This window comes from Streptomyces paludis, from assembly GCF_003344965.1.
Classification (GTDB): domain Bacteria; phylum Actinomycetota; class Actinomycetes; order Streptomycetales; family Streptomycetaceae; genus Streptomyces; species Streptomyces paludis.
In genome coordinates, this window is record NZ_CP031194.1 from 2,642,484 (window position 1) to 2,658,489 (window position 16,006).

Annotated in this window: 15 protein-coding genes and 1 pseudogene; 5 read left to right on the forward strand and 11 right to left on the reverse strand. The window is 69.8% G+C overall.

Going from position 1 to position 16,006, the window contains the following annotated elements; all coding sequences use genetic code 11:
• The first annotated feature begins 128 nt into the window (after window positions 1-128).
• Together DVK44_RS11365 and DVK44_RS11370 are read left to right on the forward strand one after the other, a co-directional pair.
• Window positions 129-461 carry a DUF397 domain-containing protein gene (locus tag DVK44_RS11365; protein WP_162793782.1) on the forward strand — a complete coding sequence of 111 codons (333 nt, stop codon included), beginning with the start codon at window positions 129-131 and terminating at the stop codon, window positions 459-461.
• An 86-nt stretch (window positions 462-547) separates the two neighbouring features.
• Window positions 548-745: a hypothetical protein gene (locus tag DVK44_RS11370; protein ID WP_162793784.1), complete on the forward strand. Its 198-nt coding sequence runs from the start codon at window positions 548-550 to the stop codon at window positions 743-745.
• Between the two features lie 1,220 nt (window positions 746-1,965).
• On the opposite strand, the gene DVK44_RS37030 is transcribed toward DVK44_RS11370, so the two are convergent.
• The 10 genes and pseudogenes from DVK44_RS37030 to DVK44_RS11420 all read right to left on the reverse strand — a co-directional run bounded on the left by DVK44_RS37030 (window position 1,966) and on the right by DVK44_RS11420 (window position 9,727).
• Window positions 1,966-2,643, reverse strand: coding sequence for a hypothetical protein (locus tag DVK44_RS37030; protein ID WP_114659575.1), 678 nt, complete (start codon window positions 2,641-2,643; stop codon window positions 1,966-1,968).
• Between the two features lie 117 nt (window positions 2,644-2,760).
• Window positions 2,761-2,865 (reverse strand): annotated as a pseudogene (locus DVK44_RS37865) (aldo/keto reductase); the annotation flags it as partial.
• A gap of 142 nt (window positions 2,866-3,007) precedes the next feature.
• Window positions 3,008-4,120: a CU044_5270 family protein gene (locus DVK44_RS11385; RefSeq protein WP_114659576.1), complete on the reverse strand. Its 1,113-nt coding sequence runs from the start codon at window positions 4,118-4,120 to the stop codon at window positions 3,008-3,010.
• Window positions 4,117-4,800 carry an RNA polymerase sigma factor gene (locus DVK44_RS11390; RefSeq protein ID WP_228447085.1) on the reverse strand — a complete coding sequence of 228 codons (684 nt, stop codon included), beginning with the start codon at window positions 4,798-4,800 and terminating at the stop codon, window positions 4,117-4,119. The genes DVK44_RS11385 and DVK44_RS11390 overlap by 4 nt, the downstream gene beginning before the upstream one ends.
• 74 nt (window positions 4,801-4,874) lie before the next feature.
• Window positions 4,875-5,471 carry a dihydrofolate reductase family protein gene (locus tag DVK44_RS11395; RefSeq protein ID WP_114659577.1) on the reverse strand — a complete coding sequence of 199 codons (597 nt, stop codon included), beginning with the start codon at window positions 5,469-5,471 and terminating at the stop codon, window positions 4,875-4,877.
• A 52-nt stretch (window positions 5,472-5,523) separates the two neighbouring features.
• Window positions 5,524-6,510, reverse strand: coding sequence for an aldo/keto reductase (locus DVK44_RS11400; protein ID WP_114659578.1), 987 nt, complete (start codon window positions 6,508-6,510; stop codon window positions 5,524-5,526).
• A gap of 228 nt (window positions 6,511-6,738) precedes the next feature.
• Window positions 6,739-7,881 carry a methyltransferase domain-containing protein gene (locus tag DVK44_RS11405; RefSeq protein WP_114659579.1) on the reverse strand — a complete coding sequence of 381 codons (1,143 nt, stop codon included), beginning with the start codon at window positions 7,879-7,881 and terminating at the stop codon, window positions 6,739-6,741.
• A gap of 235 nt (window positions 7,882-8,116) precedes the next feature.
• Window positions 8,117-8,974 (reverse strand): Scr1 family TA system antitoxin-like transcriptional regulator, encoded by an 858-nt coding sequence (locus tag DVK44_RS11410; protein ID WP_114659580.1) that lies wholly within the window; start codon window positions 8,972-8,974, stop codon window positions 8,117-8,119.
• A gap of 17 nt (window positions 8,975-8,991) precedes the next feature.
• Window positions 8,992-9,513: a DUF6879 family protein gene (locus DVK44_RS11415; RefSeq protein ID WP_114659581.1), complete on the reverse strand. Its 522-nt coding sequence runs from the start codon at window positions 9,511-9,513 to the stop codon at window positions 8,992-8,994.
• Window positions 9,479-9,727 (reverse strand): hypothetical protein, encoded by a 249-nt coding sequence (locus tag DVK44_RS11420; protein ID WP_114665060.1) that lies wholly within the window; start codon window positions 9,725-9,727, stop codon window positions 9,479-9,481. Before DVK44_RS11420 ends, DVK44_RS11415 begins: the two co-directional genes overlap by 35 nt.
• Window positions 9,728-9,948: 221 nt before the next feature.
• Here DVK44_RS11420 and DVK44_RS11425 point away from each other — a divergent pair, with 221 nt between their 5' ends.
• From DVK44_RS11425 to DVK44_RS11435, 3 genes are all read left to right on the forward strand, one after another.
• Entirely contained in the window at window positions 9,949-11,292 is a 1,344-nt protein-coding gene (locus DVK44_RS11425) for a histidine-type phosphatase (protein ID WP_181957445.1), read from the forward strand.
• 153 nt (window positions 11,293-11,445) lie between these two features.
• Window positions 11,446-12,708, forward strand: a complete 1,263-nt coding sequence (locus tag DVK44_RS11430) for a DegT/DnrJ/EryC1/StrS family aminotransferase (protein WP_114665062.1) — start codon at window positions 11,446-11,448, stop codon at window positions 12,706-12,708.
• Window positions 12,701-14,869: a lipopolysaccharide biosynthesis protein gene (locus DVK44_RS11435; protein ID WP_114659582.1), complete on the forward strand. Its 2,169-nt coding sequence runs from the start codon at window positions 12,701-12,703 to the stop codon at window positions 14,867-14,869. The genes DVK44_RS11430 and DVK44_RS11435 overlap by 8 nt, the downstream gene beginning before the upstream one ends.
• On the opposite strand, the gene DVK44_RS11440 is transcribed toward DVK44_RS11435, so the two are convergent.
• Window positions 14,848-15,951, reverse strand: a complete 1,104-nt coding sequence (locus DVK44_RS11440) for a glycoside hydrolase family 26 protein (protein WP_114659583.1) — start codon at window positions 15,949-15,951, stop codon at window positions 14,848-14,850. The genes DVK44_RS11435 and DVK44_RS11440 overlap by 22 nt on opposite strands.
• Between the last annotated feature and the right edge of the window lie 55 nt (window positions 15,952-16,006).

Genomic DNA, 16,006 nt, shown 5'->3' on the forward strand with positions numbered 1-16,006 from the left:
TACGCCGCACGCGGCCCGGGGGAGGCGCCGCCGCCTCCGTACGCTTCCCCCGGAGCGCGGGCCCGGGACCGGGCCCCGATCCGGGCACCGGTCCGCCCGTAACACGCGACGACGCCCACGCAGACCCCATGCCGTCCCGCAGGACACACCGCGAGCGGTTGGCGCACATCCACAAGGTGGCGCAGCAGCAGAACGTCTGCGTCCAAGTGCTACCGCTGTCGGAGTGGCAGGCCGCGCACTTGTCGTCCCACTTCGTGATGTTCAGCCTCGGACCCGAACTTCAGGCTGTCGTCTACGACACCACCGCAAGCTCCGTGGTCCTGGAAGACCTCGACGCGTCCGCCGGACCGACCAACGACTGCGTGGAGGTAGCCCACCGGGACAGCGGCACGCAGTTCTACACCTCCGCCGAGTGGGCGGCGTTCCTCGACGGCCTGAAGTCCGGCGACCTCGGCCGGTGACGGACGGCGGCGGCAGGGACGCGCGGCCCAGGGGACAGATCAAGGGACAGATCAGGTGACACACCGAGCAGAGGATGAGATTCAGGGTGGAGCAGAATAAAAGCGTCAGAATTATTCAAGCCGCCATCCACTCATTGGCGATTATTACCTCGTTCGTTTTCCTCATGGACAGCTGGCTGTTCGTTGCCCCGATCTTGGCGGCAGGCGTGATCAATTTTCTCTTGCTTCCTCGCGTGCACCATAAGCTTCTCGTCACCAAAAAGATCAATGAAGGTAAGTGCTGACTCTCCGCCATATCCACAAAGCGGCAAGCCGTTATCCGTAGGGCAGTGCGCGAGGCTGACGGGCGGGGCCGGACCTTGTCGGGGCCAGCCGGTGGCGAGTGTGCGGCGTTGGGCCGCCCCTCCTCCTGCCAGTGTCGCGCCTCCAGGGGAGGAGTAAAGGGCGCTCCTTCGTCGCGTCGCTGCGCGATGGGCTGCGCCCACCCTTGACACCTCCCCTTCCGGCGCGTGTACGGGAGAGGGGGGGCGGCCGGGGGGAGGGGGCCCAAGGGGTCCGCTGTTCTCTCGGCCGGCTCAGGGTCCGGCGGCCCGGTGGGCCCTGCGGGGCTGCGCAGCAGAGGAATGGGGCGGTCCGACACCGGCTCAGCGGCCAACCGCCCGCTGCTGGTTGCGACTCAAGCCCCGCTGGTCACCGTCGCGTGTGGTGCCCGGAAGGCGGACGGGTTCTGCTGTCCCGGCCGGGTCTGCGGGCCGGGTACCCTGCCCGCATGCCCCATATGGGGCAGTTTGGTAACCCGTTGGGGGGCTGCTCGGGCGGCACATGTGTCCTCAGGTGCATTAGCGGCCCTCCCCGACGCATAGACGGCCTTCAGGGGGCCACTTGTCGTCACCTGCGTCCCGGCAACCCCACAACCCACACCCGGTGACCAGCGGGGCTTGAGTCTCAGCCGACAGCGGGCGGTCGGCCGCTGAGCCGGGGCCGAGTCACCCCATTCCTCTACCGCGCGCCCCGCAGGGCCCACCCGCCCGCCGGACCCTGAGCCGAGTGGCAGTGCAGCGGACCCCCCGGGCAACCCCCTCCCACCCGGCCGCCCCTCCCAACAAGCCGCACTTGCGACTCCGGGGCAGGTGTCAAGGGTGACCGAAGGTCATCGCGCAGCGACGCGACGAAGGAGCGCCCTTTACACCTGACACGGAGACGCGACACTCACACCAGGAGGGGCGGCCCCGTCACCCCGCAACCCCCGCCACCGACCCACCCCACTCGGCTTCGCACTGACCCGCAGACAGACAGGTAGCCAGGCCGTCTTCACCGCACTTGGCCGGGTTGCAGGTACACCAAGCCGTTTGGCACGAGCTGTAGCGCGCGGGCGGCGCGGGGTTACCGGTGCCCGGGATAGCCAGTGCGTAGGAGCTGCGGTGCGGTGTCCACCAGCAAATCGACTGTCCAGAAAATGCGTGACCCCTCAACAGCCTTTGCTACAAGCCTCATCGCCGTCTCTCTAAGGTTGCTCTTCTGTCGTCTCGACTGCGAACGGTCCGGTGGCAGGAGCTGTACACACTGCGACATCCGATTCCCTGCCCGTCGCCAAACCCGCCTCGCAGAGTCGGCCGCCTTTCTCGCGCAGGTCGAGGTAGAAGCGCGTGGCCTTGCCGTCTTGCTTGAGGCCGTGAATGCGTTCGTCAATGTAGCCGAGGCCGTTCAGGGTCACTCTGACCTTGGCGGGGGTGGGCTCCGAGACCTTCTGCAGCGCCTGGATGATGCGCTGTTCGTGCTGGAGGCTCGCGCACTGATCGCGGTCGTTCAGCTGTACTGCGGGCTCCGTGGGTGCGCCGGGCTCGATCGGGTCTGTCGGGGGAGTCTCACCAGGGGCGAGACTCTGTTCCCCCTCCGGACCGGTCGGACCGGTCGGACCGGTCGGCATCTTGTCAGTAGGTCCAGACGCGGTCCCATCGGTCCAAGAACACGGCTGCGCAAGCCTGTCGAGCATCGCCGCGAATGCCACCTGCTCGGACGGCGACGATGTGGCGTTCACCTTGGAGTCGACGCGCCTGCCCGGCTCACTGCCACCCAGCTCGTCACTTCCGCAGCCGGTAATCGTCAGGGCTGTGAGGGCGGCAACCGCGAGAGCGCGCCGGGGGTGGGTGAACGCGCTGATGGAAGCGCGGATTCGTGTCATGTGCAGAGTCTCCGGCGGACGCCCCGCGCTCCGCATGAGTATGCGTGCTCATACGCATGGGTGCTCACAGTCAGTAGCCCAAAGCCTCCCTTACTGCAGGAATCGGGCGCGTGGCTTCCGTTTCAGCACGCGGGCCACCGGCGCGATGGCCCGGGCCTCAGCCAGGCTCTCCGGGCCCACGCCGGAGACGCCCAGGTGCCGGATGAGGCCGGAGCCCCGCAGGGCCCACCCGCCCGCCGGACCCCGAACCGGCCGCCAGGACAGCGGGCCCCCTGGGCAACCCCCACCACCGACCCGCAGGTGATAACGGAACCACCCTGCGGTGTCGGAGGCCGGCTGGAGGACTTACGGGAATGTCGAGGTCTTACGAGGACGGGGTCTGCTTCATCTCGTCCACTACGGCGCGCGTGAGGATGGCGCTGGTGTAGTTGACGGTGCCGGGCTTGATCACGATGCCCTCTTCTGTCTGCTGCTTCACCTGGACGTTGCGCTGGCCGAGGAAGGCATGGGTCTTCTTGTCGAAGATCCACTCCTCGCGGTTACCGCCCAACTCGTCCTGCCGGGCAACGGCGATGCCGGGACGGCCCGTCGCGTCCACGGCGTTGTTCACGACGACCACCCCGGGGATCTTCGCGGCGGCCTTGAACAGCGCCGGGTACAGCGCCGCGGGCGGGTAGCTCTCGCTGAGCAGGTCGCCGATCGTGCTGAATGCCTGCTGGTCGGGGGAGTTGCCCTGGCCGGCGGTCTCCTTGTAGATCTTCGCCAGCAGCTTGTCGGGGTTGGTGGTGAGCTTGGTCAGGTAGTCGTACGACGCTCCGTTCAGGCTCGGCTTCGGGGTGTTGCCCTGCTCGTCGGGCAGGCTCAGGGTCTCCCCCTCGGGACCGTCGTTGACCGTGGGGTCGATCAGCCAGCCCTTGGTGCCGTCGGGCGACATCCAGATCTGCCGTGTGCTGAGCGGTTCGCTGATGAGGCGGCTCTTGTCGTTGACGGTCTTGATGAACGTGCTGGCCGTCTTGGACTCGACGTAGATGAACTGGCCGGGCCCGACCTTCGGGCGGTCCGTCCCGGAGGCGGCGGCGAGCGCGATCTGGTCGATCAGCTGGGGTACGCCGTCGGCGCTGGCCGTGCCGAGGTCGGTGGTCAGGGCCGGCCCGGTGGCGACATCGTCTCCGCCACCGCCGATGTCGAGCACCGAGGCGGCCACGATCACACCCGCCACGGCGGCGGCCAGCGCGGGCAGCGCGATCGCCAGGCGCGGCATCCGCAGCCGGGCCTTCTTTACGGGGGCGGGGGCAGTGGGGGCGGATGCGGTGGACGCCGTACCGTTTTCGTTCTGCCGCATGTCGTGGATCTGGGCCATCAGACGCTCCTTGTGGAACTGGTGACGGCCCGGCGGCAGGTCGCGCGCTGTACGGGACATGAGCTGGGCGCTCTCGTCCATGTCCGCCGGGGACTGCCGGGACGGGTTCGCGTTCATCGGTTTCCTTCCTGTACGGGCCGGATCGCGTTGTTGTGATCGCCTCTTATCTGTCGGGTGAGGACAGTGGCTTCCCGTTTTCCGCGTACTTCTTTCCGGGCCGTCGTCTCCCGGAGCGTGGCGTCCAGCGGGCGGGCGAGTTCGGCCTCGGCCAGCGTGCGCAGCTTCTTGCGGGCCCGGGACAGCCGGGAGGCGACCGTACCGACTGCGATGCCGAGCGCCTCGGCCGCCGCCTCGTAGTCGAGGCCCTCGCCCAGGCAGAGCGCGATGACCTCGCGCTCGTTCCGGCGCAGCGCGGCGAGGCAGGTGAGTACGGTCGCGAGTCTCCGGCGGTCGTCGACCTGGCCGGCCACCTCGTCGGCGTGGTCGGGCACCGACAGCTCGGCCGCCGCGGCGGCGTTGGCGGCGGCCCGGTACCGGCGGTTGGAACGGAACTGATTCCGCGCGGTGTTGGTGGCGATCCCCAGCAACCAGGGCCGCAGCGAACCCCCTTCGGGATCCACCCTGTCCCGCAGCTTCCACGCCTCCATGAACGTGGCGGCCATCACGTCCTCGGCGGTCGACCAGTCGGCGGTCAGCCGGAAGGCGTGGTTGTAGATCGCGCGCGCGTAGCTGTCGAACAGCTCGGCGTACGCGCTCGAATCCCCGGCTCTGATCCGGGTACGCAGTTGAGTGCTCACCTCAGGAAGCTGTCCGGCACCCGCTACCGCCTTCCCGTGACCTGCGCCACACGGCGCAGGTCACGCACCACATGTCACGCGCGGCGTCGGTCGTACGTGAGGAAGACTCCTCCGCTCTTGAGAACGGTGTGGTCGGTCAGCTCCCAGGCGTGGGGCGCGAAGGCGGTGGTCCGTCCGAAGAGGGGGATACCGGTGCCGATGGTGAGCGGGCTGAGTTTTACGATCACACGGTCGATCTCGGTGTAGAGCGCGCCGGCCAGTTCCGCACCGCCGACGAGCCAGATGTCCTTGCCGTTCCCACGCTTCAACTCCCTTACCTTCGCGACTGGTTCATCGGCTGCGAGTTCGACGGCGGGGTCCGGGCTCTCCGTCAGTGTCCGGGAGAAAACCACATGCTTGAGGTGGGGATAAGCGTCGGTCACACCGGCCGCGAGCCCGACCTCGTAGCTCCTGCGGCCCTCAACGACGGTGTCGAAGCGGACGCCCTCGGCGGTGACACCGAGCGCGGCGCGGGCCGGTCCCGGCAGGGTCTCGGGGTACTCCTCCACGAGGTGCTGGATGTAGTCCTCGGCCGGGGACCAGAAACCGCCGGGGCCGCTGGGGTCCGAGCCGTCGGGGCCGGCGATGAAGCCGTCGAGCGTGGAGGCGATGAAGTACACGAGTTTGCGCACAATGAGTCCTTCGTTGATCGGATCGGTCGCGATGAAGACCGCGGCTGAGCGCTTACGCTTCGCCGCTGTGGCGGGGCGGCGGCTGGAGGCGGGCCAGCTCGTCCGGGGAGAGCCGCAGCGCGCCGGCGGCGATGTTCTCGACGAGGTGGCCGGGGTCGCCGGTGCCGGGGATCGCCAGCACATGGGGGCCGCGGTGCAGTGTCCACGCCAGCCGGACCTGCGCGGGCGTCGCGCCGTGGGCGCGCGCGACGGCGAGCACTTCGCCGTCAGGCGTGGCGCTCGCGCGTACCTCGCTCGTACGCGCCGCACCCGTACGCGCCTCGCTCGTACGCGCCACACCTGTTGGCGCCTCGCGCCGGTCGCCTGCGATCGCGAAGTACGGTACGAACGCGATGCCTTGCGCTCCGCAGATCTCCAGCAGGCTCTCGGTACCGGCGAGTTGGGCACCCAGACCGTACTGATTCTGCACGCAGACCACCGGCGCGATGGCCTGGGCCTCAGCGAGGTGCTCCGGGCCCACGTTGGAGATGCCCAGGTGGCGGATGAGTCCGACGGCGCGCAACTCGGCCAGGGCGCCGAAGTGTTCGGCGATCGAGTCCTGGGTCGTTCGGCGCAGGTTGACGACATCGAGGTGGTCGCGGCCGAGCTGACGCAGGTTCTCCTCGACCTGGCCGCGCAACTGCCCCGGCGCGGCCATGCCCAGCCACTCCCCCGACGGGCTCCGCCCCGGTCCGACCTTGGTGACGATGACCAGGTCGTCGGGGTAGGGGGCCAGCGCCCGGTTGATCAGCTCGTTGGCGGAGCGCAGGGGGGAGAAGTAGAACGCGGCGGTGTCGATGTGATTCACCCCGAGTTCGACCGCGCGGCGCAGCACTCCGACCGCGCGGGCGCGGTCGATGGGGGCGCCTTCGGAGTTCCCCCTCATGCCATTGCCCGTCAGCCGCATCGTGCCGAAGCCGAGACGGTTGACTTCCCGGTCGCCGAGCTTCCAGGTGCCGGCAGCCCCGGCGGTGATCGGCGTGCTCGGTTCCGAGGTCATGGTTGGGCTCCCCCTTGTGGCTCGGCACACTCTGAAATGGGCGCGCGCGGGCTGCCCTGACCGGCCGCCGACCTCGGATTATGGAGCGCGGTCGCCATGAGAAGAAGGCACGGCGCGGGCGGGAAAAGTCACATGGCGTACGGGAACGCGTTCGCTCCGTGTCGCGTTGGACAGTGCGGGAGCTGCCGCACCCGCGCTCACCGGATGCGCATCCTTGCTACGTACGGTCTATCCGGCACCCGTGTGCGCCACGACGTGGTGCAGGTCGTCCAGCCAGATCTGTTGGCCCCCGGTGCCGGTGCCAGCACCGGTGCTGACCGAAACACCGAAGCGGGAGCGGTCCGGGGCGCCCAAGTCGTGCCAGCGCAAGAACTCGTGCCGGACCTCGTCCCAGAGGGCGCGGCGGCCGTGCTGCTCGACCTCGTACGCTGCCGCGTCGGGTACGTACGCGACCGTGGCCCACGACATTCCGTCGTCCGCGACAAACCGGAGTGTGGCCTCGCCGCTGTCGTCGTCCGCCGGGCACCAGCGGTAGCGCACGTCGGTGAGGCTGAGGCCGGTGAAGAACGCCGGGGCGTCCTGGATGACGTGCTGCGGAGGGATATCGGTCGTGGTCCTCGTCTCCGGGGCCCCCGGCCCGCCTCGGCCGCTGCCCCCGGGCCGGACCGATCCCGCCCGGGCCGTACGGTCCCACATGAAGGCCGGGTCGCCCGAGAACGTACCGAGCGCTTGTCCGTCCTTGACTGTCAGGGTGAGGAAGGAGCCGCTGAAGTAACTGCTGCCCCAGGGGGTGACGATGCGCCCGTCGGGACACTGCTCCAGCCACGCTCCCGGCACATTCCGCATGGTGCACGTGCAGATGATCCGATCGTACGGGGCGCCCGCCGGATGCCCTTCGTGACCGTTGCCCAGAACCGTCGTCGGGTGGTGGCCGAGGTTGCTGAGATTCTTCACGGCGGCGGACAGGACCGCCTCGTCGAACTCCACGCTCGTCACATTCGCCGCGCCCAGCCGGTGGGACAGCCAGGCCGCGTGGTAGCCGGTCCCGGTCCCGATCTCCAGTACGCGATGCCCTTCGCGTACGTCGAGCAGTGCGAGCATCTCCAGCATGATGGACGGCATCGTGGAGGAGGATGTGAAGAGCCTGAACTCGCTGTCGGGCGTGGGCTTCCCGTCGTTGACCTGGGTCACGACCGGAGCGTCGGCGTAAACGGACCGGAGCCAGCCTTCCGGGTCCGCGGTGAAGTCTCCGCCCTCGCACACCTCCGGAATGAACAGCCCGCGGTCCACCGAGGCCACGGTCTCGTGCCACTCGGGCGGTAGTACGCCTTGGCGAAGCAGCGTGTGCACGAGCTGCTGGTGCGTTGTCATCCGGCATCACCTCTTCGGGGGCTCGTACGGCTTGGTCGGCCCCGGCGGCTTCTCACGGTGGCCGTCGCTCTCGGAGGTGTCCGGCTTTCCGGAGTGGTCTCCGCCCTTCTTGCCCATGGTCGCCTCGTCCTCTCACGTCATCTGTCGGCTCGACTGCCGGCTCGGCTGTCGGGCCAATGACGTTACGGACGGGAGTGGTTGACGGTCCACGTTGTTGCATTCTGTTGCAGGCCATTCACTCGGGAGAGCCACGGGAGTCAATCGCTCTGTCGATCAGGGCCCTTGCACGAGGTCCGTACACCGCCATCCGACTGATCCTGGCGAAAGCACGCTGATACAGCAGCACCTCGCCCGGAACCGTGACGGTCACCTTGGCTGAAAGCAGCTCAACGTGAACTCTCACGTCGTCGAACATCGTGAACGTCTCGATTCCCCAAATGACCCGGGGCGCGGAACTCGGAACAATCCCCAGCGAGACAGCCGGATAGGTCATAGCCGTGCGCAAATAGGCGAGTTGAGCGGTCATAACGGGGTCGGCAGCGATGCGCTGGAAAAGGACATCCTCCTCGACGAGCAGCACGACACGGTGATGCCCGTCGCGGACGACACGCGATCGGGCCACGCGTGCCGCAGCCGCCTCGTCGACGTCATCGGGAAGTCCACGGAAGTCAGCGACGAGAGTGAGCAGGGCTCGTGCGTAGTCCTCCGTCTGAAGAAGTCCGGGCACGACCCTGGAGCAGTACGCGCGGATCAGCGCGGTGCGCTCGTACAACGGGACGCCGGCTTGCTGAAGGCTCCGTAGCCCCGTCCGCTGCGTTCGCCGCCACTCGACGTACATCATGTCCGCAGATCGGGAGAAGGCGATCAGGTCGTCGGCCCGGTCCTCGGCGCGACAGGCGATGCACCACGCCCTGATGTCGGCGTCGGAGGGCGTGGTTCTCGCGCTCTCGATACGTGAGGTCTTCGCCTTGTTCCAGCCGCACAGGTCGGCCAGCGCCTGCATGGTCAGATGCGCGCCGAGGCGGAGGTCCTTGAGCTGCGTGGAGACGCACTCGCGGGCAGCCTGCGCGCTGGAGAACGAAAACGAGGGCATGGAACGGCAGCTCCGTGTCAGACGCTGTACTTCTCGTGCGGGATAGCCCGCTCCCACACGGCCTCGAAAGACGAGGCGAGCAGCTTGAGGAGGGTGGGGTCGGTGCTGAACTCGTCATCGACGAGCGAGCCGTCCCCCGCGAAGTGGTGAATCCTCGCCAGGCGATCGTCGAACAGCCAGTAGTCGTTGCCGGGGAGTGCGAGGTCCGACGCGGAACGCCGCGGCAGCCAGCGGACGTGTTCGCCGGCACCCACATTGGCGCGTGTGACGTCATGCTCCCAACGGACGTATTCCGACACGGGCTCGCTGACCACCCGCGCCCGTCGGATCACGACTCCGCGCGCCACCGCCCCGGCGACCTCCTCGTGAAACCCACGCCACCACGTCGCACGGTCGCTCCAGTCCGTCCGATGCCCGCGGCGCCAGGCCGCGAAGCGCTCGTTGTCGCCGTAGGCATCACGCATCTCCAGGTGCACCGCGGAGCGTTCCGTGCCCCTGAGGATCTCAGCGAAGCTCGGCTGCTCGCTCTTCTGCGGCATCACATGCCCTCCTGATCTGCGGCACCATTCGTGCCGGGATACGAATGACTGCCTCGGTCGGAGGGATCGAGCCGACTTCCCGGCACTTGTCCTCGGTCGCGTCGTCCGCCTTCCAGCCCTGGAGGACGAGATCGGCATTGTCGTCATCCACCCAGGCCGACGGGCAGTGGTCCTCGTCCGTGTCGGGGTCCTTGCCGAAGAACAGTAGGGACATGGCGGCTCTCCCATCCAACATTCAGTACATCGCGATCTGTTGAACAACCTTCACTCTCCGCAGTCGGGCCGGTCAAGGGACTCCCGCGTCTTCGGGTGATCGGTTGGTGGACATGTCTCGTTCATCTCGGCGGGCCACGGTGGAGCGGCCCCGGGGCGCCCTTTCGTGGAGCGGGTTGTCCGTGTCCGCTGTCGGCCGAACTGAATGAGGACCAGAGGATCATGCGACGCGCTACCGCCACCGCCACCGTGCCCGCCATCGCGCTCGCGCTCGTCGCGCTGTTGCCCGGTGGGGTGGCCACCGCTCATGGGGGTGGGGAGACCTTGTACGCCACCAAGACGCCGTACCGGCCGCAGCAGGACGCCCGTACGTATCAGCGGGTGCCTGCCGGGTTTGTGCCGGTGTTCACGGAGAACGTGTCGCGGCACGGGTCGCGGGCCGCGACCAGTGGGGAGGACGGGGAGCTGGTGCTCGCGCTGCTGGCCAAGGCTGGGGCGGACGGGGCGCTGACCTCGGCGGGGAAGGCGTTCGGGGCGGAGGTCCAGGGGCTGCTGGACGCCATGGCCAAGGTCGGGTACGGGGAGCTGAGCGGGCGCGGGAAGCAGGAGTTGCGGGATACGGCGGCGCGGCTGCGGAAGCGGCTGCCCGCGCTGTTCGGGGCGATGCCCGCGAAGAACGAGCGTATCGACGTCGTCAGCTCCGGCAAGGGCCGCGCGGTCGACAGCGGTACGGAGTTCACGAAGGCGCTCGTCGCCGCCGATCCCGCGCTCGGGCCGCTGGTCGGCCCCGCCCGTACGGACGCGGACCTGCTCTACTTCCACAAGTCGGCCGGCGGCGCCGCGTACCGCGACTACCTCGCCAACGACCAGCGCCTCGCCGCCACCCTGAAGAAGATCCGGGAGCAGCCCCGGACCGATGCCGCCGCCCGGAGCATGCTGCGCAAGCTCTTCTCCGCCTCCTTCGTCAACCGGATGACCGCCGCCGACCGGGTCGCCGCCGCCGAGGCCGTCTACAGCCTCTACGCCATCGCACCCAGCATGAGCGCCGAGGGCGACTGGCACATGGACCGCTACATCGACAGCCGGGACGCCTCCTGGTTCGGGTATCTGGACGACGCCGAGAGCTTCTACGAGGCCGGTCCCGGTTTCAATGACTCGGACATCACCTACCGCATGGCGGACGTGCTGCTGGACGACCTCTTCCGGCAGGTCGAGGCCAAGAAGGCCGGCACGAGCGAGTTCGGGGCCGTGCTGCGCTTCACCCACGCCGAGGAGATCATGCCGCTCGCCGCGCTCATGAAGCTCCCCGGCAGCGAGCGCCCGGCGTCGCCGTCCCGCCCGTACACGTACGCGGACAACGTCTGGCGCGGCTCCTCGGTCGCGCCCATGGCGTCGAACATCCAGTGGGACGTCTTCCGCAAGGGCAGCACCTACCTCGTCCGGATGCTCTACAACGAGAAGGAGACCGCCTTCAAGGCCGGCTGCCGGCCCGTCTCCAGGGGCAGTTTCTTCTACAACCTGGATGAGCTGGAGCGTTGCTTCGACCGGGCGAAGGCCGCGCGCTAGCCACCGGCACCGGTCCCGTCCTCCGCCCCATGCCTTATTGACTCCCCCCGCCCGGTATGGGAGACATTGAGCCGGGACAGGGGGGTCGCAATGGCTCGTGGGGAGGGCCCGCCGGCGGAGCAGCGCTCCGCGTACGCGGCCTTGGAGTCGCTGATGCGCGCGCGCCTCGGCAGGGACGTTCTGTACATGCCGTCGTGCCGGCTCGGGCTCTATGTGGCGCTGCGCCACTGGTGCCCGCCGGGCGGGCGGGTGCTCATGTCGCCGGTCAACGACGACGTGATCTTCTTCGTCGTGCTCGCCGCCGGACTGCGGCCCGTACAGGCGCCGTTGAATCCGTACGACGGGTCGATCGACCTCGGCGCCGTGCCGGAGAGCGTGTGGGGTGGGCTGTCCGGCGTCATCACCACCAATCTGTACGGCAATCCCGATCCGGCGCCCGAACTCCGGTCCCGCTGCGACACGTTGGGGATTCCGCTGATCGAGGACTGCGCCCACGCCATCGGGTCCACGGTGGCGGGGCGGCCGGTCGGGTCGTTCGGGGACGCCGCCGTGTTCAGCCTCTCCAAGCATGTGGGGGCCAAGACCGGGGGGTTTCTGGCCTTCGGTGGGCCGAAACAGCAACCGGACGTACGCGACTCGCTCGTTCGGCTGCGCGATCTCGCCCTTCTGCCCGCTCGCCCCTCCGCCGAACTCGCCTACGCCGTACGCCCGTACGCCGAAGCCGCCGTACGCGCCACCCGTCTCGTCCCCGCCGCGCGCGCCGCGCTGCGGCTGCTCGGGCAGGAGGAGCGCGACGGCATCCGGATGCCCCTGCGGGCGGACGAGCTGGCGCGGGCCGTCGCCGCCGCGCCGGATCTGGCCGCGTTCCACTCGTGGGTACGGGTCGACATGCACGACTACCGGTTACGGCCCGGACGCCTCCGGTTACGCCGTACGGAACGGCTCCTCGGCGCCCTCGACGCCACACTCGACGCCCATCGGGCCGGTACGGAGGCGCTGTTGGGGTCGCCCTGGGCGCCGCCCAGTAGCGGCCCCGTACAGGGCGGTCCCGTACAGGGCGGTCCCGTACAGGGCGGTCCCGTACAGCCGCTGTTCCGCTTCCCCCTTCTCGTCGCCGACCGGGCCGCCGCCGTCGCCGCCCTCGCCCGGCGGCACATCACCACTGGTTATCTTTACGATCCTCCCCTCGACAGCTACGCCGGCGCCGCCTTCACCGATCCGCCGCCCTCGCCCGCTCCCGGTACATCCGCCGGCGCCTGGTTCGCGCGGCACGCGTTGCCGGTTGATCCGCGCCTCGCCGACCGCGTGATCTCGGTACTCCGGGAGGCGGACGTGGTACCGGTCCGGCCGGTGGAGTCCGGAGCCGACAACGGAACCAGCAGCCGCGCCGGCAGCGGGACCGGCACCGGTGGCTGACACCGCCCGGCTGCCGGGACGCGCCGACCGGCCGGCGCCGCCCCCGGCATCCCCCGCTCCCCCGGCGAAGCCGCCCGGCGGCGACTCCATGTTCCGCAACGCCTACGCCCTCATGCTCTCCACCGGCGTCTCCGCCGCCCTCGGCCTCGGCTTCTGGCTCGTCGCCGCCCGCTACTACACCGAGGAGGCCGTCGGCCAGGGTTCCGCCGCCATCGCCGCCATGCGGCTGCTCGCCTCGATCACCGCCACCACCATGATCGGCGCGGTCGTACGCTACGTCCCGCGCGCCGGGCGTGCGACCGGGCCGCTGGTGTGGCGCGCGTACGCCGTCAGTTCGCTGGTGGTGTGCGTCGCGTGCGTCGTGTTCCTGATGACGCTCGACCTGTGGGGGCCCTCGTACGCGCCCCTCGGCGGGCTGACGGCGGGGCTCGTCTTCACCGCGTCGTGTGTCGCCTGGGCGCTGCTCACCCTCCAGGACGGGGTGCTGACCGGGCTGCGCCGGGCCTTCTGGGTGCCCGTCGGCAACGCCGTCTTCTCCCTCGGCAAGCTGGTGCTGCTCGTCGTCCTCGCCACGGCGCTGCCCGTCCTCGGCGTCTTCGTCTCGTGGGCGGCGGCCATCGCGCTCTCCGTCCTGCCGCTGGGCTGGCTGATCTTCCGCCGGCTCATCCCGCGCCAGGCCGCCGCCGACCGCGACCGCGAGCCGCCCCGGGCGGCCGACATCGGACGGTTCCTGGCGGGCGACTCGGTCGGGGCGCTCTTCAGCCTGGCGATGATCAACCTGCTGCCGGTGCTGGTCGCGGTCCGCTTCGACGCCGCGCACAACGCCTTCTTCTACACGGCCTACACGGTCGGCGGCACGATGGAGTTCATGGCCATCAACATGGCCTCCTCGCTCACCGCGCACGCCTCCCACAGCCCGGACCGGCTGGCCGAGGGCGTACGCGGCGCGCTGCGCCGGATGGCGCTGCTGCTGGTACCGGTGGTGCTCGTACTGGTGGTGTTCGCGCCGCAGGTGCTGGCGCCGTTCGGCGCGGATTACGCGCGCCACGGCACAACGGTGCTCCGGCTGCTGGCCGCCGCCGCGCTGCCCCGGGTGATCGTGGAGCTGTACATCGGGGTGCTGCGGGTCCAGGGCCGTACGGGCCTGCTCGCCGCGCTCCAGGGCGCCATGTGCGTGCTCGTGCTCGGCAGCGCGCTGTATCTGTTCGGTCCCGGCGGGGCGGGGATCGCCGGGGCCGGGGTCGCGATGCTGCTGCCGATGACGCTGATGGCGCTGGTCGCGGCGTTGGGGCTGCGGCTGGCGCTGCGGCCGGGGGCGCGCGGCGCGTACGGGGCGCGGCATCGCCGTTCCGGGGGGTATCGGGCCGGCGCGGGAGCCGGCGCGGGAACCGGCGCGGGTGCCACCGTCGTCAGCGACGGGTACGGGACGAACTGGGCGCGCGAGGCCGCCGCGCCCGCGCCCGCTCGCAGTTCCGGTTCCGGACGCATCGACGAGAGCCGTCTCATCACCCTCCTCTGGCTGCTGCTCGGCACCTCCGTCGGGCTGTTCTGGGCGCCGCTCGTCCGCGTCGGGGATCTCGGCCTCGACCGGCTCACCGGCGCGCGACTCCTCGACGTACTACCGCCGTTGACCCTGCTCGGCGCCATTGTGCTGATCGTCGTCCAGTGCGCCACCGTCTCCCTCGTACGGCCGGGCGCGGCGCTGCTCGTACTGGGGCCGCTCCTCACGTTCGCCGCGCTGCACTCCGCGCCGCTGCTGATCGGCGTACGGCCCGACCCGCTGTCCGGGCGCTGGCACGGGCCGGTCGCCGACGCCGTGACACGGCTGGCGGACTGGGCGGCGGGCATGCGCGCGGACCTGGGGGCCGGGCAGGCAGCCACCGGAGCCGCCGGAGCCGCCGACCGTGACGCCGTGCTGTGCGCCCTGCCCGTCGCGCTCCAGCTGCTCTGCCTCCTCCTCGTCGCCCTCGCCCTGTGGGCGGTACGGACGGACGGGCGCCTCGCCGCGAGCGTGCTGTGGGTGCTGGTGGTGGCCGGCTGGGCGGCGCAGGGGCTCTTCGCCTCCGCCGCCGTCCCCGTCGCGCTCGCCCTGCTCGCCGTGGCCTCGGCAGCCCTCGCCGTACGGGCCCGGTTCCCTCGTCAGCGCGTCGGCAACGGCTGATTGAAGTAGGGATCCGCGCCCGCCTTCCGGTAACCCTCCAGCGCCGGGCCCTTGTTGACCGTCAGATCGCAGTTCTCCCCCGGCACCGGCCGGTTCCAGTGCACCAGCGCCCGCACCGCCGGCAGCCGCGGCGCCACCTCCGGGATCGCCTCGTACCAGCCGCGCTGCCGGTCGGGCCGCTCCGGGTCCGGAGCCGTACTGAACTCGGACAGCATGATCGGCTTGTCGGCCGAGACATTGGCGCGCAGCCAGTCGTACGCCGGGCGCTGGCTGCTCTCGAAGTCCAGCCAGGACGCGCTGCGTTGACAGCGGTAGTAGTTGTACTGGTCCATGCCGATCCAGTCCACGTACGCGTCGCCCGGATACAGCGCCTTCATCAGGTCCGCGTGCCCCAGATAGCCGGAGACCGTCCACACCCACACCACGTTGTCCACGCCCAACTCCGCGAACCGGTCGTGGATATGGCGGTACGCGGCGACGAACTCCTCCGGCGTCCCCGCGTCCGGCGTCCGGAAGTCGGTCTCCTGGTCGAACGAGAAGAAGACGCGCTTGCCGTACGCCTTGAGCCGCCTCGCCTGCGGATCGATGATGTCCCGGTCGAACTTCCCGGCCGCCACCTCCCGCCAGCCGAGCTGAGTCTCGGTCCAGTTCTCGTGGTGCGGCTCGGTCCACACGGTGGACTCCCAGGCCAGCATCAGCATCCGGTCGCGCCCCAACTCCTGCTCGTCGGGGGTGAGAAGGACGCCGTCGCGCTCGGTGTTGGACATGTCGTGGTAGTTGTAGACGAGGTCGAGCCGCCGGCCGATCTTCTTCTCGAAGGCGTGTACGGCGTCCTTGAGCGAGCCGTTCTCCGCGTACGGGACATACGCGCCCCACCAGGCCCCGCAGCCCGGCTCCAGCAGCGCGCTCGCGGCGCACCGGCCGCTCGGCATCGGCCCGGAGGCGGCGTTGTCGGGCAGATCGCGGGAGGAGGCCGACGAACCGTCGTCGCGGTCGTCGCGGGTGATCCAGACCCCGAGGGCGACGATCATCGCGCCTATGGCGGCCAGGATGACGGCGGTGTACGTATGCCTGCGTGCCATGGGTTCCCTGTGTGCCCTCGGTCGCTTGCGTGCGCTTGGTGCCTTGCGTGTCGTC